General features: G+C 40.6%; 23 protein-coding genes and 1 pseudogene. 15 read left to right on the top strand and 9 right to left on the bottom strand.

Annotated elements, in window-relative coordinates:
• The first annotated feature begins 285 nt into the window (after positions 1 to 285).
• The 4 genes from LC586_RS09865 (at position 286) to LC586_RS09850 (ending at position 3,904) form a co-directional block, all read left to right on the top strand.
• A complete protein-coding gene (locus LC586_RS09865; RefSeq protein ID WP_229456904.1) occupies positions 286 to 729 on the top strand; it encodes a hypothetical protein in 444 nt (147 codons plus the stop codon).
• Between the two features lie 105 nt (positions 730 to 834).
• Positions 835 to 1,356: a hypothetical protein gene (locus LC586_RS09860; RefSeq protein ID WP_229484381.1), complete on the top strand. Its 522-nt coding sequence runs from the start codon at positions 835 to 837 to the stop codon at positions 1,354 to 1,356.
• A 342-nt stretch (positions 1,357 to 1,698) separates the two neighbouring features.
• Positions 1,699 to 2,778: a PEP-CTERM sorting domain-containing protein gene (locus LC586_RS09855; RefSeq protein WP_229484380.1), complete on the top strand. Its 1,080-nt coding sequence runs from the start codon at positions 1,699 to 1,701 to the stop codon at positions 2,776 to 2,778.
• Between the two features lie 487 nt (positions 2,779 to 3,265).
• A complete protein-coding gene (locus LC586_RS09850; protein WP_229484379.1) occupies positions 3,266 to 3,904 on the top strand; it encodes a histidine phosphatase family protein in 639 nt (212 codons plus the stop codon).
• Between the two features lie 153 nt (positions 3,905 to 4,057).
• Here the strand turns inward: LC586_RS09850 and LC586_RS09845 are convergent, their stop codons facing one another.
• Both LC586_RS09845 and LC586_RS09840 read right to left on the bottom strand, forming a co-directional pair.
• Positions 4,058 to 4,348, bottom strand: a complete 291-nt coding sequence (locus LC586_RS09845; protein ID WP_229484378.1) for a hypothetical protein — start codon at positions 4,346 to 4,348, stop codon at positions 4,058 to 4,060.
• Between the two features lie 47 nt (positions 4,349 to 4,395).
• A complete protein-coding gene (locus tag LC586_RS09840) occupies positions 4,396 to 4,677 on the bottom strand; it encodes a hypothetical protein (RefSeq protein ID WP_229484377.1) in 282 nt (93 codons plus the stop codon).
• 899 nt (positions 4,678 to 5,576) lie between these two features.
• Here LC586_RS09840 and LC586_RS09835 point away from each other — a divergent pair.
• Both LC586_RS09835 and LC586_RS09830 read left to right on the top strand, forming a co-directional pair.
• On the top strand, positions 5,577 to 6,470 hold the full coding sequence (locus LC586_RS09835) for a helix-turn-helix domain-containing protein (RefSeq protein WP_229484376.1): 894 nt from the start codon (positions 5,577 to 5,579) through the stop codon (positions 6,468 to 6,470).
• 186 nt (positions 6,471 to 6,656) lie between these two features.
• Entirely contained in the window at positions 6,657 to 6,896 is a 240-nt protein-coding gene (locus tag LC586_RS09830) for a hypothetical protein (RefSeq protein ID WP_229484375.1), read from the top strand.
• A gap of 165 nt (positions 6,897 to 7,061) precedes the next feature.
• Here LC586_RS09830 and LC586_RS09825 read toward each other — a convergent pair whose 3' ends face one another.
• Positions 7,062 to 7,373, bottom strand: coding sequence for a hypothetical protein (locus LC586_RS09825; protein ID WP_229484374.1), 312 nt, complete (start codon positions 7,371 to 7,373; stop codon positions 7,062 to 7,064).
• A gap of 328 nt (positions 7,374 to 7,701) precedes the next feature.
• Between LC586_RS09825 and LC586_RS09820 the strand changes: the two genes are divergently transcribed.
• The 4 genes and pseudogenes from LC586_RS09820 to LC586_RS09805 all read left to right on the top strand — a co-directional run bounded on the left by LC586_RS09820 (position 7,702) and on the right by LC586_RS09805 (position 9,916).
• Positions 7,702 to 8,829: a succinylglutamate desuccinylase/aspartoacylase family protein gene (locus LC586_RS09820; protein WP_229484373.1), complete on the top strand. Its 1,128-nt coding sequence runs from the start codon at positions 7,702 to 7,704 to the stop codon at positions 8,827 to 8,829.
• 161 nt (positions 8,830 to 8,990) lie between these two features.
• Positions 8,991 to 9,197, top strand: a pseudogene (locus LC586_RS42575) (tetratricopeptide repeat protein); the annotation flags it as partial.
• Between the two features lie 109 nt (positions 9,198 to 9,306).
• Complete coding sequence (locus LC586_RS09810; protein WP_229484372.1) at positions 9,307 to 9,534, top strand: hypothetical protein; 228 nt, start codon at positions 9,307 to 9,309, stop codon at positions 9,532 to 9,534.
• A complete protein-coding gene (locus tag LC586_RS09805) occupies positions 9,506 to 9,916 on the top strand; it encodes a type II toxin-antitoxin system VapC family toxin (protein ID WP_229484371.1) in 411 nt (136 codons plus the stop codon). Before LC586_RS09810 ends, LC586_RS09805 begins: the two co-directional genes overlap by 29 nt.
• A 191-nt stretch (positions 9,917 to 10,107) precedes the next feature.
• Here the strand turns inward: LC586_RS09805 and LC586_RS09800 are convergent, their stop codons facing one another.
• Both LC586_RS09800 and LC586_RS09795 read right to left on the bottom strand, forming a co-directional pair.
• Positions 10,108 to 10,944, bottom strand: coding sequence for a DUF4351 domain-containing protein (locus tag LC586_RS09800; protein ID WP_229484370.1), 837 nt, complete (start codon positions 10,942 to 10,944; stop codon positions 10,108 to 10,110).
• A gap of 150 nt (positions 10,945 to 11,094) precedes the next feature.
• Entirely contained in the window at positions 11,095 to 12,177 is a 1,083-nt protein-coding gene (locus tag LC586_RS09795; protein WP_229484369.1) for an ATP-dependent 6-phosphofructokinase, read from the bottom strand.
• A 280-nt stretch (positions 12,178 to 12,457) separates the two neighbouring features.
• Between LC586_RS09795 and era the strand changes: the two genes are divergently transcribed.
• Together era and LC586_RS09785 are read left to right on the top strand one after the other, a co-directional pair.
• Complete coding sequence (gene era, locus LC586_RS09790) at positions 12,458 to 13,432, top strand: GTPase Era (RefSeq protein WP_229484368.1); 975 nt, start codon at positions 12,458 to 12,460, stop codon at positions 13,430 to 13,432.
• 288 nt (positions 13,433 to 13,720) lie between these two features.
• Entirely contained in the window at positions 13,721 to 14,398 is a 678-nt protein-coding gene (locus LC586_RS09785) for a response regulator (RefSeq protein WP_229484367.1), read from the top strand.
• 434 nt (positions 14,399 to 14,832) lie between these two features.
• Here LC586_RS09785 and LC586_RS09780 read toward each other — a convergent pair whose 3' ends face one another.
• Together LC586_RS09780 and LC586_RS09775 are read right to left on the bottom strand one after the other, a co-directional pair.
• Positions 14,833 to 15,072, bottom strand: a complete 240-nt coding sequence (locus LC586_RS09780) for a hypothetical protein (RefSeq protein ID WP_229484366.1) — start codon at positions 15,070 to 15,072, stop codon at positions 14,833 to 14,835.
• Between the two features lie 400 nt (positions 15,073 to 15,472).
• Positions 15,473 to 15,655, bottom strand: coding sequence for a hypothetical protein (locus LC586_RS09775; protein ID WP_229484365.1), 183 nt, complete (start codon positions 15,653 to 15,655; stop codon positions 15,473 to 15,475).
• A gap of 62 nt (positions 15,656 to 15,717) precedes the next feature.
• Here LC586_RS09775 and LC586_RS09770 point away from each other — a divergent pair, with 62 nt between their 5' ends.
• Positions 15,718 to 17,016 carry an RNA-guided endonuclease InsQ/TnpB family protein gene (locus LC586_RS09770; RefSeq protein WP_229484364.1) on the top strand — a complete coding sequence of 433 codons (1,299 nt, stop codon included), beginning with the start codon at positions 15,718 to 15,720 and terminating at the stop codon, positions 17,014 to 17,016.
• Positions 17,017 to 17,194: 178 nt separating this feature from the next.
• Here LC586_RS09770 and LC586_RS09765 read toward each other — a convergent pair whose 3' ends face one another.
• Positions 17,195 to 17,764 (bottom strand): DUF3611 family protein, encoded by a 570-nt coding sequence (locus tag LC586_RS09765; RefSeq protein WP_229484363.1) that lies wholly within the window; start codon positions 17,762 to 17,764, stop codon positions 17,195 to 17,197.
• Between the two features lie 688 nt (positions 17,765 to 18,452).
• On the opposite strand from LC586_RS09765, the gene LC586_RS09760 reads away from it, so the two are divergent.
• Positions 18,453 to 18,926 carry a TspO/MBR family protein gene (locus LC586_RS09760; protein ID WP_229484362.1) on the top strand — a complete coding sequence of 158 codons (474 nt, stop codon included), beginning with the start codon at positions 18,453 to 18,455 and terminating at the stop codon, positions 18,924 to 18,926.
• A 90-nt stretch (positions 18,927 to 19,016) separates the two neighbouring features.
• A complete protein-coding gene (locus LC586_RS09755) occupies positions 19,017 to 19,490 on the top strand; it encodes a TspO/MBR family protein (RefSeq protein WP_229484361.1) in 474 nt (157 codons plus the stop codon).
• Between the two features lie 153 nt (positions 19,491 to 19,643).
• Here the strand turns inward: LC586_RS09755 and LC586_RS09750 are convergent, their stop codons facing one another.
• Entirely contained in the window at positions 19,644 to 20,351 is a 708-nt protein-coding gene (locus LC586_RS09750; RefSeq protein ID WP_229484360.1) for a M15 family metallopeptidase, read from the bottom strand.
• Between the last annotated feature and the right edge of the window lie 50 nt (positions 20,352 to 20,401).

The raw sequence follows: 20,401 nt of genomic DNA, 5'->3' as shown, positions 1-20,401 counted from the left end.
AGAAATGGGGTGGATTTCATTTTTGCAAAAAAGCATGAAGGATTGAAGATTCAATGCTATATCTTTTTCTTCTCCTCTTAGCAAGCGTAGAAAGTTAAAGAAATACCTTGATTGGCAGAATTTCTTGTAGAGACGTAATTTATTACGTCTCTGCATTCCAAAAGAAATGTATTAAAAATTAGAGGAATAACCTCTATAGATTCCAAGTTTATAAATGCAAGCAATTAGTTTGAATATAAACCTATTCTATCTGTTGTTTAAAGTGTTTTTTCAGGAGGTAAAAAAATGATTCTGCTTCAGCAAAGTCGCAAAATATTGGCGACTTTCCTTTTAATCGGAGTACTGATGATAACTACCGCCTGTGGTGGTACAAGTACAATGTCACAAGTTGACCGCTCAACTACTCCCTCAGCAATTGGTCGAGATGTAACTTATGCAGAGTTAGAGCGAGGCAATACCCCAGGAGGACAAACCTTTGGTAATTGGGTTGTGCAAGCATCTCAAGGATTAGTTCAGGACGCTTTTGTTCGTGATAACAACAAACTGGGTGTTGTGATTTCCCCTAAAGTTCGTCCAAACGAAGTGCGACCATTAGCAAAATCTTTAGTTCAAGGTTTTCATAAAAACTTCCCCAAACAAGACTTGAAGGTTTTGATTTACGCACCTGATAAGCAATTGATTTTGACTACTGAATATGACACTCAAACTAATCAAGTTAAGTATACCTAATTGCTGTATTTGCAATGGAAACTTGAATAGAGTTTGATGAATTTGGAATTAGGGCTTGCAAATACTAGCCATCCAAAGAGTTTGATAAAAAAGGAGATTATTAAAGTGGCAACCAGCGAAGATTATAAACGTCAAATAATGAAAGATTTGGCTAAAGGTGATGTTGAATCTCTGGATGATACTACAGCCGAATCAACGGCGGAATATCAAAATTTTGATGATTTCGCTCAACGGACAACACCAGATCAACGTCGTCACTTATTTGGTCGATCTTTACATCCCGATCACATTCCAACCAGCCAAATGGAGCCAGAATTACAACAGGCGATCGCACAAATTAAACCCAATGAACGGGATGATGTAGCAAGAGCCTTTTTCAAACACTTGAAGGAAAGAAAACTAGACGAAAAGCATCTAGAGCAACAGTTGGGGCTTTCTACACACCACGCCAGCCGCATGAGTGCTGATGATGTTAGCAAACTAGCGTCCTTTGTGTATCATAACCATCCCGATATTTTCCGCGAAGTGCTGGCGGAGCAACCAGGGATTATCAAGTTTCTCAGCAATCCTGTAGTAGCAGGCATTCTCGGAATTGCGGCGGCTAAGTGGTTGGGTGGTCGCAAGTAACTTCTGAATTTTGAGTTTGGAGGATGAGTAAGAGATTAGGTGGGTATTACCCACCTTTATTTTTTGCTTATTATTCAGTAGAAATAATGTATAAAATATTGCTAAATATTTTTAGCCAAATAAAATTCACATAAATCTTATATATTTTTTTCATTTAAACGCGTAATAACCTGATTTTTTATAGTTTTTAGCTTCATTCTAAAAGGTTTTGATCAAAAATATATCTTAAAGTTTTCATAAATCCAGGTAATGATTTGTTGACAATATTTTCTTGTTCAGCGATATTAACTTTGGAATTTACGAAAAAACACGTAATTCTTTCTAGAATATCAAATACCCATAATGATTGTCATAAATAGATTTCAGGTAAGACAGAAGTTACAGAAATATTTTGCTGCTGACATACGCAAAGCTACTTTGAGTACATTTGCATTCCTTGGTGTCAGTTTTGGGTTTGCTGCCTTAAGTTCGCCAGCATCCGCAAGTTTGTTATTTCGTGAGAGCTTCGACAATGCGGCACTTTCTATAGATGCTTTTGGTAGTACCAGTAACAATGGTACATTGCAAACAAACGTACCTGTAGGTGCAACTGTTCTCAAAGCCTATCTTTATGCGTCTTCTATTTGGAATATTGGTTCTGTAAATGATGTCAAACTGAACGGTAATTTGTTAAAGGTTGCTGACGCTTTTCTACTCACGCCCGACGAGAACCCAACAACTACTGTACGTTGGGATGTTACCAGCCTTCTCAGCTCTTTGGGAGGTTTGCAGAACCATACTATTGAAGAGCTAAGAGACAATGACGGTGAAACTTTAGTTGTGTCTTATCAAGATGCCACCACCACCGGTTTCTCGTCTTTTATCTTAGACGGTGAACTATCTACCACAGGGGACACAACTAAATTTAATTTTGATCAACTTTATAGCAATGGCGATTTCATAGTATCTTTTGCCGATAGCTACAGCTTTCAGCCATCTGGTCAATTTACTACTGTAGACGTGACAACAAATTCTACTCTCTCTCGACGCTTAACTAGTTCTGCTGGTGGTCAGGATGATGGAGAAGGAGATAATGGTGCTTTAATCACTGCTGGTGGTATTGGTGATAGTTTAACTAATCCAGATCCGTTTGCCTCTGATTCTGGCGGTTTTAGGACTGATGATGAATTTTATAATCTAGCCCTTGGTAATAGCGCTGATCCTAATCCTTTTATCCAGGCAGGTGATACATTTGTCGAGTTAAATACTGTAAACCCAAGTAATGATGATAATGTGTATAGTCTGTTTATTACCAGCACATTCAAAACTAAAGTGTCTGTCCCCGAACCTTTAACTACATTGGGTTCATTAGCAGTCGGTGCTTTTGGTCTAGCTTTCTGCCGCAAGTACAAGCAGCAACGAAAAGATACAGCGAAAGCTTAGGTTAACAACTTCTAAATAGGTAAATAGAAGGTGTTAAATGTGGAGTTAAAAATTCATAACTCCACATTTAAGATTAGGACTTACGCACGAGTTACGGAATAACGAACCGCAGAGGCGCAGAGAAGCCAGTGCGCCCTTGCGGTTAAGAGACTTGTTCGCGCAGCGTCTCCGACAGGAGAAGCAACTGGCGCGACACGGAGAAATCAGAGTTTGAGAGATATTTTGCGTAAGTCCTAAAGATTCTGTTTCATATATTCTTTAGTGAAAGATGGTATAACATCACCTGAAAAATTAATTTAATTTCTGCTGCATCAATACCTACCTTTTGAATGGCAATGTCTACGATAAGTGTAGCTGCGGCAACTTTGCCCAATCTGAAAATTATTTCAAATATCATCAAATTGTAGTAATATACCACAGGCATTAACTATGTTCAGCTACATCTAATTGTTAGCGCTCTTAAATTTACAATCGATGAGAATATACCGTGAGCCTAACTCTTTATTTCCTCCGTCACGGACAAACAGAATGCAGCCGCAATAATTCCTTTTGCGGTTCCATAGACTCAGAACTTACTCCAGAAGGCTTGAAGATGGCCAAGGCTTTTGCAGACGCATATAGTTCTATGGATTGGACAGCAATATTTTGTAGTCCAATGCGCCGAACTGTATTGACAGCAAAACCCTTTTGTGAAGCAATAAAGATAGAACCACAACTCAGAGATGGTTTAAAGGAAATCAACTATGGCTTGTGGGAAGGAAGAACGCCAGAAGTAATTAGCCGTGAATATCACGATGATTATATTCGCTGGTCAGCAGATCCGGCTTGGAATGCTCCAACTGGCGGAGAAATGGCTGTTACAATTGCTTCTCGCGCCTTGCAGGTAATTGAAGAAATTAAACAAAATTACACTAGTGGCAATGTTTTAGTTGTTTCACACAAAGCAACCATCAGAATTATGCTGTGTAGTGTACTGGGGATTGATGTGGGACGCTTCCGTTTTCGTTTGGGATGCCCTGTTGCTTCAGTGAGTATTGTAGAATTTACCTCACATGGGCCACTGTTAAAAGTTTTGGCAGACCGTAGTCATTTAGATGAGCAGTTGCGAAATTTACCAGGAACGTGAGGGGAGGTAGGAGAGACGCGATTAATCGAGTCTGTACAATATATTTTTACCCTTACTCTTGATAAATAAATGAGAATACTTGTATAGTATTGCTGTAAAAGGGATGGCGTTCAAGAGCAAAATCCAAAATTATATTAGTGTCTAATAAGACTCTCACAGATTATGTTTCTCCCTCAAATATTCCCATTTGGCTTGGTCAGGGTCAAAATCTGAAGGAGTCGGCTCTGTACTTTCCAACCACTCTTTCAAAATGGGTATAGAGCATTCCACTATTCTTTTTTGCTTTTCAGGCTGGGACTGAATTTGATTTTCTCTAGAACTTTCCAAGGATGGAACTGGTTGCAAAATAATCACTTCTACCGTCCCAGGAGCAATATTTAGAGGTTCGTCAATAATTAAATGACCGGATTCATCAATTGTTGCGTTTAGCTTGTAGGCTTGCATATTGGTTTTCCTCATCTATATATAATTAAATAATATTTCAGGCAATTTCACAGATTATGTTTCTCCTTTAAAGCTTCCCATCTGGCTTGGTCTGGGTCAAAGTCTGGTGGTGTTGGTGGGGCATTTTCAAATAAACCTTCAAATGCTTTTACTTTAGACTTTCTTCTCGGCTTCTCTGGCTGTGACTCAGTAGGGGTTGTAGAATTTTCCAAGGATGGAACTGGCTGCAAAATAATCACTTCCACTTTTCCAGGAGCAATATTCAGAGGTTCGTCAATAATTAAATGACCTAATTCATCAATTGTGGCGTTCAGCTTGTAGGCTTGCATACTTTTGCTCCTTTTTGTTTCTAGGATAGAACACTGCATAAATATTGCGTAGGCGTAGCCCGCCGTAGACATCGCACTTCTGAATAACTACTTTGTCGTGATTAATACCAATTTCAAAAAAAATAAAACAGGTGCGTAGGTTGGGGAGCCACTCATGTGGGCGGGTTTCCCAACTTGAGTGAAGTGGCGTTTGAACGGAGTGAAACCCAACAATTACAAAACTTTGAGGTGTTGGCAGGACTTACGCACTCAGATCCCCCAACCCCCTTAAAAAGGGGGCTTTAGAAGTTCCCCCCTTTTTAAGGGGGGCTAGGGGGGATCTAGGTTTCAGGCTTCAGTGCGTAAGTCCTAGTTGGGTTTCGTCCCTCAACCCAACCTACATTCTATTTACCAGAATCGATATCTCCTAGAAAATTACCTAGAGAGAATTTATTAGTTCTTGAATCAACGATCGCAGTTATAAGTGAATGTCTTGTCGTCACCAACATTACAACATTAAGTCTTAAGGTTACGACATTAAGCCTTAACGCTACAACATTAAGCCTTAAGGTTACAACATTAAGCCTTAAGGTTACGAGATTAATCACCAGCATCATAAGATTAAGGCTTAACGTTACGACATTAAGCCTTAACATTACAACTTTTTGACAAAAGCTTATGCGATCGCTCCTTAGGGTAGTGCGCTCTGTGCGATTGCAAACAATGCTTAAATAAAACTTATGAATGATTTGACGTTGGCAATCAATCTTGCATTGCACCCTACGACTCTGTTTCTAGCCTATCTCGCGCTGCCCAAATGTGGCGATCCTGCTCGATCCATCATTTTAGATGCGATTCGTACTACCGCCACAACAGAGAAAATCAAGATTAAATTATACCTGATTACCGCGAGGTGAACGATGTCAGACGAAGAGATACCAAATATGAGTGCAAACCTTGATAATGCCTTTCCACAGGTTTTCTCGCAACCGTCTATGCTTTCTAGCGGTACGACAATGTGGAGAGGGATGAGTCTGGAACAGCACTGTCTACCACCGGGGGAGACTCCTGAGTATTCTCTTGAACAATTTGTGATCACCATTAATCTTGGCCAGAGTTTTCAAGTGGAGCGAACTCTAGGTAAGCGCTGGCAAACAGGGTTAATGTTTACGGGTGCAGTAGGGCTTTGTCCGATGTATACTTCCCAAGCAATTCGTTGGGATAGAGATGCTAATGTTCTTTTGCTCAATTTGGAGCATGAATTACTGACTTGCAATGCTGTAGAACTGCTGGATACAGATCAATATGAGATGCTACCGCATCTGATAACTCAAGATATACTGATTCATCAAATTGCCCTGGGACTGAAGACACAGCTTAGAACCAATGGTTCAGGTAGCCGTCTTTATGCTGAATCAGCCGCAACGTTTTTAGCTGTTCATCTTCTGCAAAACTACTCGAATCGACAATCTTCTATACCGGAGTATGCAGGAGGTTTACCGCAGCAGCAGCTAAAAAAAGCAGTTGATTATATCCAGGATAATTTAGCACAAGAGATTTCTCTCGATGCGATCGCTAATTATCTTGGCATTAGCAGCTATTACTTTTGCCGATTATTTAAGCAATCTACAGGTCTTACTCCACATCAGTATGTGATTCAACAGCGTGTAGAACGGGCGAAGCAGCTATTGTTGAAAGGTGAGATGAGTATTGCTGATGTTGCTCAAGTCTGCGGCTTTGCCCATCAAAGCCACCTCAATCGCCACTTCAAACGATTCACAGGGGTAACACCTAAAAATTTTCTCAATTTATAGCAAGATTGGGCAAAAACAACATGAATGTGAAAGAAAGGGGATGCGTTGTTTGTCATCTTGAGAATTAGACACTTAGGCAATCTTTCTCTACTGACTGTGGGTTCTGATAGATTGCACCATCTTAGATGTGTCAGCCCTCTAGGGCTTTTAAAACTTTACTCAAGTTAAAAGGAAGGAGAAAATCGAATGAATGGCAAGCAACCGAAAAAAGAAGATGTAAAAAATGGTACTCTTAAAATTTTAGATATTTCTTGCTTTATGCAAGATTTAAGCGATGCTAAAACTAGCTTAATTGTGGGTGGTAAAGCTGTTTTAGGTAGTAAAACTAGCGAACCTAGTACTGGCACATCTAGTGTGATAAAATGGAGAAATTGGCAATACACTGACGAAATTGGTTGGCATTGTCAGCCAGGCAAAGTTTGCTGAAGTGTTAATGAGATAAGGCGACCACATCTTTGTTTTAAGCGGTAAAATAAACATATTACGGATTTTAAAAATCCAAATGTTCCCCCGGAAGTTGGCTCAACTCTTCCGGGGTTGCTCTTAATTTTACCCAACTTGAGCGTTGCCAACAAATGGATAAAGTAGAGCTTAGACAGTCAACGGTTGTCCTTGTCCAATTGCAGCTTGTTCATTGGTTGATTGCTTGACTCTGTTGAGCCATTTTTCAGTCTTTGAGTAGTTATCTTTTTGTACCTGTTGAATTGCTTGCTGGAAGTGCAATTGCACACCCCAAACATCTGTATGGAGAAGGTTCTCTTTGTTCATGCGCTCAAAGAATTCTACCGCTTCGATGTGGGATAGTTGGCCAATTGTTTTAGCGATCGCCATAAACACCTCAAAGACATCATCTGCCATCTTGGCATCACCACAGGCGTAGTAATTACATTGTGGATGATTCAATAAAAGCCAGAATTATTGGGCTTTCTCTTGCATCAAGCCCTGAACGTAAACTTTTATTATCTGTCAAGTGTGAAAAGGCAACTTCCAGCCTCTTGCCAAGGATTAGTAATATCTTTATTAAGATGGATAACTTAATTATGTAATGGTAATGAGTTGGCATCGCCGCTCAAAATAAAGACAGTTGTGCTGGCAATTTGGGTAATTCACCTAGAGATGCAAAGTTGCAGAGAGAAAAATTGAGTTTTCGTAATTCCCGCAACTTAGTATGATTTGAGTTTACGTGGTTTTTAATTCAGTACAGATACAGTTATAATTTACTCAAATTTTTATGCTGCCAGTTATTGAAAATATTGTATTACGTCAAATGGCTTCGGGCGATCGCCTCTACTTACAACTATACAAATTCATCGGCGCTCAACCTGGTAAAAAGGTTTACATTCAATCTAATCTGCACGGTGCAGAAATTGCTGGTAATGCCGTAATTCACCAGCTAATTGAGTTTTTATTAACAGTAAATCATACAGATTTAACTGGAGAAATTTGGCTGGTTCCCGTTTGTAATCCAATGGGAACAAATGAACGCGCTCATCATTTTTCCCCTGGACGATATTGCATTTACGAAGCCAAAGACTGGAATCGCATATTTTGGGACTACGAGAAAGAAGCTGATGATTTAGTAGCTTTTACTAAGTCTCAATTTCATATTGATCTAGAGGTTATTCGACAAAATTATCTAACTACAATTAAGCAGAAATTCGCAAAAGGTTTAGAAAAAATTAATTCTTCTAGTGGTGTTCCTTACACTGAGCTTTTTGCCTACAAGCTACAAAATCTAAGTTTAGATGCAGATTACTTAATTGATTTACATAGTTCTACAAATCAAGCTTTAGACTACCTTTATTACTTCCGAAATCGAGAAGACAGTGCAAAATACTTCGGGTTTGATTTTGGAATCTTACTTGATAAATACGATGGTGACGCTTTTGATGAAGCTTTTATCAAACCTTGGTTAGCACTGGAAGCTTGTTTTAAAAAGTTGGGTAGAGAAATCAAGTTTGATGTGGAAGCTTGGACGCTGGAATTAGGAACAGGAATGCAAATAAACTCTGATTCAGTCGCCAAAGGTGTATGGGGTGTGAAAAACTATTTAGCACAAAAAGGTGTAGTGCAAATTCCTGATTTTTCGGATGACACAAAAAACCATGAGATGACTTTCGCATCTAACAGCAACAGGAAAAAATATTATGCGATCGCAGGTGGCATGATTCAATCGAGAATAGAATTAGGTACTAAAGTCAAAGCTGGACAAAAACTGTATCAAATTCTCAGTTTTAATAAAGAAGGTAAGTTACCTACTGTAATTGATGTCTACGCTCAACATAATGGATTAGTTTATGATGTCGCAACCAATCAAGCTGTGAATGAAGGCGAGTTTGTTTTGGGAATTATTAGTTAAATTTTAGGTTCTCGCAGTGATGAAAGTTGGGGGATTATTATCAACAAGCCCTGGAAATCAATATCGAATTTGGCGATCGCTACTCCTGTGCTAGTACTTACCACCACTTGGGAATCGTTGCCCAAGAATTGCGAGAATAGGGCTAGACACGGGATTATTATCAACAAGCCCTGGAAATCTTTATCGAATTTGGCGATCGCTACTCCTGTGCTAGCACTTACGGACAATTAGGAACGCTTGCACAAGCTGAGGAAAACTATGCAGAAGCTAGGGCTAATTTGCAGACAGCGTTGGAGATATATATTGAGTATCAGGATGAATATTGGGCTAAAGTAGCACAGGAGATTTTAGAGGGTTTACCGGAGTAGGTGGGGATATGGGCGATCAATCGCGTTTTGGGTTTCGTGGGGAGGTGCGATCGCTCTGCCGTTATCCTTAAAAGTTACAATGAGTATGGTATTTACAGGAAAAGCAGAAATGACTGCAAAAGACAAAATTCATGCTGAAATTGATAGCCTTAACGAAGAATATCTAGATGAACTATATCTTTTAATCAAAGATTTTGCCCAATCTAAACAAGATTTGAAAAAACCGAGTTTCATGTCAAAATTGAAACAAATCAAGATAAATGCTCCAGAGGATTTTGCTAGCAATCTTGATTCTTATCTAGCTGGGGATGAGGGTGATAAAGAAAATCTTTGTTGATACATTATTTGTAGTAGCATTAATTAATCAGCGTGACCAATATCACCAACGAGCCTCCGAATTAGCCGATAGCTTAGAAACTCAACTCTTAATCACAACTGATGCAGTACTTTTAGAAATTGGTAATGCACTAGCTCGTAACTACAAAAATGAGGCTGTTGAAATTATCGAGTATTTCTTTGGCTCAGATGAAGTAGAAATTGTGCGACTCACTCCAGAATTATTCGCACAAGCATTCATACTTTACAAAACCCATGAAGATAAAGCATGGGGTTTAGTTGATTGTATTTCGTTTGTAGTTATGAAGCAAGCTGAAGTCTCTCAAGCTTTGACTTTTGATCAGCATTTTGTACAAGCAGGTTTTCAAGCTTTAATGAGATAAGTCGAAAACTAAGTTGGTTTTGTGAGTAGCGATTGCACCCAAACGGAAATTTCCTTCAAGGAAGCAAATTATAAATGCGATCGCCCGTGGTTGATTACAAGTTGAGTGCGATTTCTAATGAAAAGCCGCGTTGCGTTTACGCATTTAGGGTTGTAGAGAGGTGCGATCGCTTTCTAAAAATCAATTTAACTTCAACTACTTTGTTGGTGTTCCAACCAAGTTACTAAATCATCCATCTCAGACATTCTTAAAAGCGATCGACATAAAGCCTCTAATTGTTCAATTTTCAAACCTTGAACTTTTTGATAAATTGATTCATCAATCTCACCAAAACGTTCTTCTAGCAGAGACATACATAAAGAAAAAGCTTCTTGTTGTTTACCCTGTTCTTGTCCCTTCTGCAAAATATCTTGATAAATCACTGATTCTTGCATAATATCCTCACTTAACAATTGACGAATCAAAGTTTTGTCGAATCGCAAACCAGCTAAAATTTCTGTATACCCGGCAATATTTTGTTTTGTCTCCCTATCTGAAATTGTAGCCACTTTTTCAGCAACCTGGGACAATAAACCTTGTGGGGAATCAGTACGACTCAGAGTAGCCAGAGGTAATAAATTTGCATTATTTAAGAATACACTCGAATCTTGCTCCCACATCCGTATTACTTGATAGCGGTGTACAGTCGTATCATCCACATATTCTTGGGTAAAAGCAATTTCATCGTTTGTTTCTTGCAAAAAGATGACTACCTGCACAACTGGACATTTATACTGACGCTTTAATCTCACGGAATAATCTAGCATTCGGAAGGGAATTGCAGGGCTAGACTGTCTTAAAGTCTGAAACTCAATATGCAGAATCCTGTTTTTAGTTTGAATAAAAGTCACAGAATCTGCACGAATTGGTTCCAAGCTTAATTCAGTTTTTAGCACCTTTATATTTGCCGATTCCTCAGCAATTAACCACCGAACAAAATCTGCTGGATATTTTTCTGCCAGCAGCTTACAAACATTATCAAAACTCACAATATTAACAGACCTAATATTATGATTATATTACAGCTATTTTCAGGTAAATAGACCACGCGGTACTGGATGTATTTAGGGCAGTTAAAAAATGCCTGCTGAATTTGTACTTTGATAGGCACAGCATAGCTGTGCCTGTATGATGTATGTTTAGTCTCCTAAATAAATACCCATACCACGAGCGGTTTTAACTAAAGTACCATTGGCATCGACGGCGCTATATTGAGCGATCGCTTCTGTAATTGGTACACTTAATACTTGGCGATTTTGCCAAGTCACCATGCGATCGTATTTATCTTCTGCAATGAGATTAACTGCTGCAACGCCAAAAGCAGTTGCAACTAATCTATCTAGTGGTGAAGCAGTTCCACCCCGTTGAATATGTCCTAAAACTGTGACTCGCGTTTCTACACCAATGTGTTCAATAATTTTATCTGCTAAATACTCACCAATTCCACCATATCGAGATTGACCTAAGCGATTTGTAATCGTCACATTTTCCCCATCGTGGGTACGAACCGCTTCGGAAACAATTATCAAACAATAGTTTTTGCCTTTCTCTTGGCGTTCTTTAATTTTGTGGCAAATATGCTCAACTGTGTAAGGGATTTCGGGAATTAAAATTACATTTGCTCCCCCCGCAATTCCCGCAGCTATTGCTATGTGTCCAGCATCACGCCCCATTACTTCCAAAATCATGACTCGGCTATGACTTGCAGCAGTAAAATGCAACCTATCTAGTGCTTCTGTGGCAATATTGACTGCTGTATCAAAACCAATAGCATGTTCAGTAACGCCAATATCGTTATCAATCGTTTTGGGAATACCTACTAGATTAATGCCTCCTTGTTGGGCGAGGCGACGCAGAATTGCCAAACTACCATCACCGCCAATACCAATCAAAGCGTCTAAACCTAGCTCATGATAACCTGCAATGATTTCTTCGGAGCGATCGCTTACACTTCCATCCGCCATTGGAAAAGCAAAAGGGTCGCCTTTATTGGTTGTCCCCAACATTGTGCCACCCGCAGTTAACAGCGAGTCAACTTGATCAACTTCCAGCTTTGTGAATTGTGGGGGACGCGCCATTAATCCAAGAGTCGCTTGACGAATTCCCAAAACCTCCCAGCCGTAAGTATCCACAGCACAATTCACTACAGCTCTAATCACAGCATTTAAGCCAGAACAATCACCTCCACTGGTAAGAATTCCAATGCGTTTGGGTTCTCCCATATTTTTTATTGACATTTTGCTCCAAATATATTGAGTAGTCGATGAAACTTAAGACATTAGCAGCAGATTAAACCTAAGCAAATGCGCTCCTTGTAAATGCCAAAGTAATTTTATGTTTGTTTTGTATCTAAAAACAAAACAAAGTTATCTTAGCTGTAAAATATTAGGTGTAGAGCCAGTAGTAGATTAAACCTCGGCAAAAGCAATCCCTAAAAATGCCAGGGTAATTTTATGTTTGTTTTGTGTCTAAGAAAAAACCAAGTTATCCCAGCTGTAAAATATGAGGGTGGAGCCAAAGGTGACTAGTATTGATAATTACAACTTCTCCTTTCCAGGAGAAGTCACAATCCCACAGGCTCCTCCTGAATTCAAATCAGGTTTTATCGGCATTGTTGGTCGTCCTAATGTCGGTAAATCTACTTTGATGAATCAATTAGTAGGACAAAAAATAGCCATTACATCACCAATAGCGCAAACTACACGTAACCGCTTGCGGGGCATTTTAACTACACCAGAAGCGCAATTAATTTTTGTAGATACGCCAGGAATTCATAAGCCCCATCATCAATTGGGGGAAGTATTGGTGCAAAATGCCAAAATTGCCATTGAATCGGTAGATGTAGTGCTATTTGTGGTAGATGGAGCGGTAGCTTGTGGAGCGGGCGATCGCTATATTGCCGAATTGCTGTGTCGCAGCAAAACACCAGTGATTTTGGGCGTGAACAAAATCGACCAACAACCGTCCGATTCTCAGTTTCTAGATGATAGTTACGCTCAGATGGCCCAGTCCCATGAATGGGAAATCGTGAAATTTTCTGCCAAGACGAGTGCAGGATTACCGCAACTTCAAGAATTATTAATTGAACATTTAGAAATTGGGCCGTTATACTACCCGCCAGATTTGGTAACTGACCAACCAGAACGCTTTATTATGGGTGAATTAATCCGAGAACAAATTTTATTATTGACTCGTGAAGAAGTACCCCATTCAGTTGCGATCGCTATTGATTTAGTAGAAGAAACTCCCAGCATTACCCGTATACTTGCTACCATCAACGTCGAGCGCGATTCCCAAAAAGGCATACTCATTGGCAAAGGTGGAGCAATGCTCAAAGCAATTGGTAGCGAAGCCCGCGAACAAATCCAAAAGTTAATCTCTGGTAAAGTTTACCTAGAATTGTTTGTCAAAGTCCAACCAAAATGGCGACAGTCGCGGATTAGTTTAGCAGAGTTAGGCTATCGCGTGGAAGAATAAAATTAAGTTAGGAGTTAGAAGTTAGAAGTTAGAAGTTAGAAGTTAGGAGTTAAGAATTAAAGAGTTATGAATAGCTCCTAACTTCCTCCTTTGTTTATGATTGGTAGGTTTTTCAGATTAGACCAATTTCTTGAGCTTGAGAACCAACATAATTGTCTGAAGCCCTAAATCTCAGTTTAATAATTGAGAAATTCCTCAATTATTTTTTGGAAACCTAAATACTTAACCTTAAAAGCTATTCTTAACTCCTAACTCCTAACTCTTAACCGCCAACTCTTAATTAATAAAATGTCTTTAGATAGTCGCTATCCCTTAAATTTACCCACCAATGCTCCGCCGTTGCGCGTGTTAATTGTCGAAGATGATCCGATGATGCAACTGGGATTAGAGCAATCGTTAATGGCTCATCCTCAGTTGGAGATTGTCGGACAAGCAGAAGATGGTTATTTGGGAGTTCAAGCAGCGCTGCAACTGAAACCTGATTTGGTGGTTATGGATATTGGGTTGCCGCGATTGGATGGCATTGCAGCAACACAGCAAATTAAGGCGGCGCTGCCAGCAACTCATGTGGTGATGCTGACATCTCATCAAACGGAGACAGAAATTATTGCGGCACTCTCTAGCGGTGCAGATGCATATTGTATTAAAGGTGCAAGTGTGGAACGATTGTTAAGTGCGATCGCAGCCGCAGTTGATGGTGCAGCCTATCTCGATCCCCAAATTGCGCGGCGAGTAATTGATAATCTCAAACCGCCCTTACCCACCACCAACACCGCCAACTTATCTGGGCGCGAGTTAGAAGTGTTGAAACTCATGGTAGACGGCTTGAGTAACCCGGAGATTGCCGAAAAACTCTATCTCAGTCCCAACACCATCAAAACTCACGTCCGAGGGATTATGAATAAATTAGCAGTGGACGATCGCGTGCAAGCAGCAGTTGTGGCACTGCGTTCTGGGTTGGTTTGATTGCTACAATCTGTGAGCGCTGTAGATGAACACCTGATCTGGTAATCTTTATCTGTGATGCTGGTATAGCGGTTCTCGACAAGCGTGAGGTACAATTTTGACCTCACTTCCATTCCTCTCTCCTTTTAGGAGAGAGGTCAAAATTGTTCCCCCTTCCCGCTTCGGGAAGGGGGTTAGGGGGTTAGGTCTATTTGCATACTTGTACCTCACCTGATTGAAAATGCCTATACTTTAATTTCATAGAGGCATTCTTAGCCCCCCTTTTTAAGGGGGGTTAGGGGGATCAAGTCTTATCCGAACCGTATTGGGGTGTTAAGGACTTTTGCAAGAGGTCTAATATTTAACATTTACAAATAAAGGCGTACTTATGTACACCTGTATAGCCGATTCATTTGTTGGCAAAATGTTTAAAAAAGAGTCTAACTCAATGCATTTTAGTTAAAAGAGTTTGAGAGTTGATTAGGGTCTAAATTAACAGGAAATAATAAAATTTCCTTGCCTTCTAAGTTTGCCTTCTGGTGAAGCAAAATTGCCTTTTCCAAAGAACAATATTTAATTGGAACCCATCTGTCGCTATAAAAGTAGACAGTTACTCGGCTCATTGCATACTCTTTCAACGGCAGTGGAAGAGACCAGGAGGAGTCCCCAGTTTGAACCTTACCTGTTGAGTCCATGCTTTGAACCTCAGTTATTAAGTATATATACTTTCACTCATCAGAATGATTTAAAGTAACTGTCATAAGTAATAAGAAACTGCCTTGAAAGTGAATCTTTAGATAAAAATTAGAATAATTAGAAATAACCTAAAGACATGGGAGAAGCCAGTCTAAACTTATCATTTTTGGGTTAAAGGCTTACGGAGTTCAAAGACTCGTCAACGAGTATCTGAGGTGGATGAACGCAGTTCAAAGACTCGTCAACGAGTATCTGAGGTGGATGAACGCAGTTCAAAGACTCGTCAGCAAAATTTTAATCCTTATTGAGAGGTTGTTTGAAAAGTAGTTTACAAAGGAATTAGCGGGAGTGTAAAGCCCCTACTCTTTAGAGAGGGGATGAAACACGACACGGCAGGATTTATCCTGCCTTCCATTTTTTGATCAATTCAGGTAATGCTAATCTTAGCCGTTCTTGCCAGTCAGGTATGGCTTTTAACTCTTTGGCTAATTCTTCATCCATTCGCAAACAAACTGGATTGCTGATTAATGGATGCTCTCTATTGGTAGTAAACCCATTTTTATGTTTTTTCTTGAATACCATTATATGACTTAAAATATGTGTATACTATTATAAGTAGCATATACCGGAGGAGAAAAGCTTTCTTGTACGGATGCCAACAAAACTTAATTGTCCCAAACAACGATCTAAAAGCAATATTAGAGTTTATTTGTTCTGAGTCTCACAAATTAACTAACTGTGGAATATACTATGCCCGTCAGTTGTTTTTCAAGACTGGCAAGCTAATTGGCAAATACGACCTTGAAAAAGAATACAAGTTTAATAAACATTATCAGGTTTTGCACTCTCAAGCCGCACAACAGATTTTAAGGTCGGTTGCTGAGTCGTTCAAATCATTCAAGGAATTAGATAAAAAGTACAACAAAGGTGATTTGCATTTTCAACCGAGATTACCTAGCTATCGCAAAGGCAATGGGTATGCTTTGGTGACATATCCCAAGCAGGCATTAAAATTAATCGGGACTCAGATTAAAATTCCTTTGGGTAACACAGTTAAGCGATGGTTTAAGCTTGATAGTTTCATGATTTCGATGCCATCTAACTTGCAGTTCGCCGATATTAAAGAATTGCGGATACTGCCACGTAATCAGTGCTTTTATGCTGAGTTTGTCTATGAGCAAGAACCGCCAGAGGTCTTAAACCTTAATCTACAATATGCTTTAGCAATCGACCCTGGCATTAACAACTGGTTAAGCTGTGTCTCCAATACTGGAACTAGTTTTATAGTTGATGGACACAAGGTTAAAAGCCTTAACCAGTGGTATAACAAGCGTGTTAGTACTCTAAAAGAAGGTAAACCACAAGGATATTGGGATGAACAGCTAGCCCACATAACAGAGAAACGTAATCGTCAGATGCGGGACGCTGTAAACAAAGCAGCACGGTTAATTATTGACCACTGCATCGAACATCAAATTGGGACAGTGGTTTTTGGATGGAATCCTGGACAACGACAACAAGTAACACTTGGTAAAACAACTCAATCTTTTGTTCAAATACCAACAGCAAAGCTCAAGGAACGAATTAAGCAATTGTGCGAGTACTACGGTATTAGGTTTGTTGAAACAGAGGAATCCTACACCAGTAAAACTAGTTTTCTAGATGGTGATATTCTACCTACTTTCGGTGCAAAACCTGAAGGGTGGGAGCCAAGCGGAAAAAGAGTTAAACGTGGTATATATCGCACCAGCCAAGGAATTTTAGTTAACGCTGATTTGAACGGCGCGGCAAATATTCTTCGCAAAGTAGAGACACAGTTAGGCTTATGCCTAGTCAAGGTCTGTAGGCAAGTTTTGACCCTTGCTACCAAATTTAAAATTTGGGAAACCAAAACTAAAAAGCGGAACGGAGTGGCTTCAGCCCTCCGTGCAGCAAGAGTTTAGAATCCCCGTCCATTCATGGCGGGGAGAGGTCAATGTGATTATAAGCTTTTTAAATTTTGCTAGGGGTAGTAGTACAGTTTGGCGGAAATAAACCTACCATTTCATTACAGCCAGAAAGCGCAAAATTAAAGCATGGGTGACTTTTGAATGCGTGACTTTTGACTTCCGCCTTGCGGTACTAGTGTTGATGCACTCGCTCCAGCAACCATAACGAAGCGATAGTACCCCCAAAGTGAGCAGCAATCCCGTTGATGTTTGCCACAGCCACAAAAACATCCAGCGCCCGAATAATCCTGTAGGGATCAGTAATTGCCACTCCTGGAGGTTGGGATATAGATTTTGCTACTAGCACTAACACAGTTGATCCAGCACCCAAGAGAGTTAATAATATTCCCACCAAACCTGCAATTATTCCCAATCGGATTATGTTAGTTGTATCTGCCTTACTGGGATGCAGTGCCGGATTAGCATTTTCTAGACTTTTGCCTATGCGAGTGTAACGAAAATCCCAATACACAGAGAACAACAACACTACAACACCGCACGCAGCCCAAAAGATACCTACCCCAAGACCAGTATTCGGTTGTTCCGCAAAGCTACGGCCAGTCAAGGCAAATAACAAAGCTAAACCAGAAACCACTGCAAGTCCCAATTGTATCCAGAAAGCAATCCAGCCTGTAAGCCGAATAGTATTACCAATTCCTCGAGTTTCTGGTACTGGCGATCGCGCTTCTGATTTAGTTTGCATATAAATTACCATTAAACCTAATTGCCTTATGTCCTTATTACCAAGAATATTTCTAAGCTTCACCCCATACCCCCATCCTCAGACATAATTTACTGGGGAGTGGGGAGTGGGGAGTGGGGGATGAGGGAGCAGGGGAGGCAGGGGGAGAAATCAATTCAAAATTCAAAATTAAAGAACTTCTGCCTTCTGCCCCCTGCCCCCTGCCCCCTGCTCCCTGCCCCTCTGCCTCTTTCCCAATGCCCATAATTTATAGGACTTACGCAAAAACCCTCTCAAACTCTCATTGCTCCGTGACGCGCCAGTTGCTTCTCCCTACAGCCCTTCGGGCATCCTACGGCAGGCGCTAGCCTCTCACGAATGGGATTCGGGGAGACGCTGCGCGTAGCAAGATCCCCGGAGGGGTACAAGTCTCTTAACCGCAAGGGCGCACTGGCTTCTCTGCGCCGCGCCAGTTGCTTCAAGTCTCTTAACCGCAAGGGCGCACTGGCTTCTCTGTGGTAGCCGCAGGGCTTGCCGATGCAGCGTCTACGTTTTCCGTTACTCGTGCGTAAGTCCTAATTTAAAATCCTGCCAAACGATGTGAAGGTTTCAAACTCAGGGATGATGAGTAATTAGCACTAAATTGACAGAATCGCATTATAAAGAGTGATATTAAGCGATAGATAGCGCTTGTAAAGGAATAACGGCCATGATTAAATCTTGGATGGTGATTGGGGGTGTCGCTTTCTTAGTTGCTTTAGCAGCTAACTTGATTACACCTAGCGATCGCCAATGGTTCAAGCGCTTACAACGACCAAGATGGCTAACTTTTGAAGGTGCGATTCCAATTATCTGGACTGTAATATTTATTTGCGGTGCTTGGTCAGCTTATATTGTCTGGGAAAAAGATCCAGGAACCACCTCAACCTGGTTAATCATGGGTTTATACTTGCTTTTAGAAATTGTAACCATTGCCTATACACCTGTAATGTTTAGGCTTCGCAGCCTGAAAGTCGGTACAATTCTTGGTGGCACAGGTTTTATCATTAGTCTTTTATTGATACTTGCAATCTTAAGTATTTCTGGTTGGGCAGCACTATTACTAGTTCCTTATTTGCTGTGGAGTCCCATTGGTACTTATACCACTTGGCAGATGATGAGTCTCAATCCTCAAGATGCCTAAGATTCGCACCAGCGAATGATTCAAACTATGCCCTAAATTGTCAAACTTGCAGTGTATGACTTGACAAAATACACAAAACTTGAGTGCATTATGATTCCATCTTGGATAATAATTGGGGCTGTAACTTTCTTCGTCGCCCTTGGTAGTTTCTTGATCACGCCGCGTGATGTTAAATGGTTTGCAAATTTAAGTCGCCCGCGCTGGCTAGTTTTTGAGCCGTTGATTCCGCTCATCTGGACTGTGATTTTTATTTCCGGTGCAGCTTCAGCTTATATTGTCTGGGAAAAAAATCCTGGAGGCATAATTACTTGGCTACTAATGGCTTTGTACCTCTTGGTGGAAATTATCACCGTCGCCTACATACCTATAATGTTGAGGTTTCGCAGTCTCAAAGCTGGAGAAATCCTTGGGCTAATCGGTTTGATTTCAGGCGTTGTCCTCGCAATCTGCCTTTTGCCAATTTCTCTAATGGCGGCGCTGTTACTCCTTCCCTATCTAATTTGGACTCCTATTGGTACTTACACTACCGACGAGTTAAAAGAGTTAAATCCTCAAGATGCATAATATCATGTCCGCATAAATAGTTATGCTAACCATAGCCATTACACCCCACCCCCAGCCCCTCCCCGCTTGCGGGGAGGGGAGACAAAGCTACGCTTTGGCGGGGTGGGGTTCTTCGGGTTTAATAAGCAATCAAGCGGACATGATATAACGCATCTATGCAAGACGCCCATAACGTGCTGTGACAGGATTGGCTGGATTGGATTGATTATTCAGCCAAGCCCACATTTGATCTCCAATAGAAAAATGCCACCACTCTCTAGGATTGCGTTGAAAATCGGCTTTTAACATTACATCTTGCAATAGCTGACGATGAGCATGATACTTTTGGGCTTCTGGGCGATCGCTATTGGCATAATAATCTGGGTGCGATCGCTCTGACATTTCATCAATGGGCGAACCCATATTCACTATTTCCCCTATATCATCCACCAGCGTCACATCCACCGCCGCGCCTGTACTGTGAGGAGGGGGAGTTTTTTCATCCAAACTTGGTAAAGCCCAAATTGCATAAACCGCTTCCCAAATTTCTTGGCGTTGCTTTGGGGATAATTCCACGTCAGTTAATCCCCTATCCTGCACTGCTTGGGCGAAGCTGTAATCTACCATAAACTGCTGGACTGCGATCGGGCGATAAGCATCAAAAATTTGGATACGCCAGTTGCGATGCAGTAGTTGAAGATAATTTTGCGCTTGGATCAAATTTTCAATAACACTTTGACGGAGATAATAGGGGGAGCGATCGCCATAAGTAGCACCCAATTTTTCATAAGGATGGGGAAATTTTACCGCAAACAATTCTAAAGGAATCTCCATTAGCGGTTCACCACACTCTAAAATTGGGATTTGATGATAGGGTCTCATGTGAATAATTCGTAATTATTACCCCATGCTGTGCATAAGGATTGACACTC

The sequence above is a fragment of the Nostoc favosum CHAB5714 genome (genome assembly GCF_020829495.1).
Taxonomy (GTDB): Bacteria; Cyanobacteriota; Cyanobacteriia; order Cyanobacteriales; family Nostocaceae; genus Nostoc; species Nostoc favosum.
This window is presented reverse-complemented; position numbering and strand designations above follow the sequence as displayed.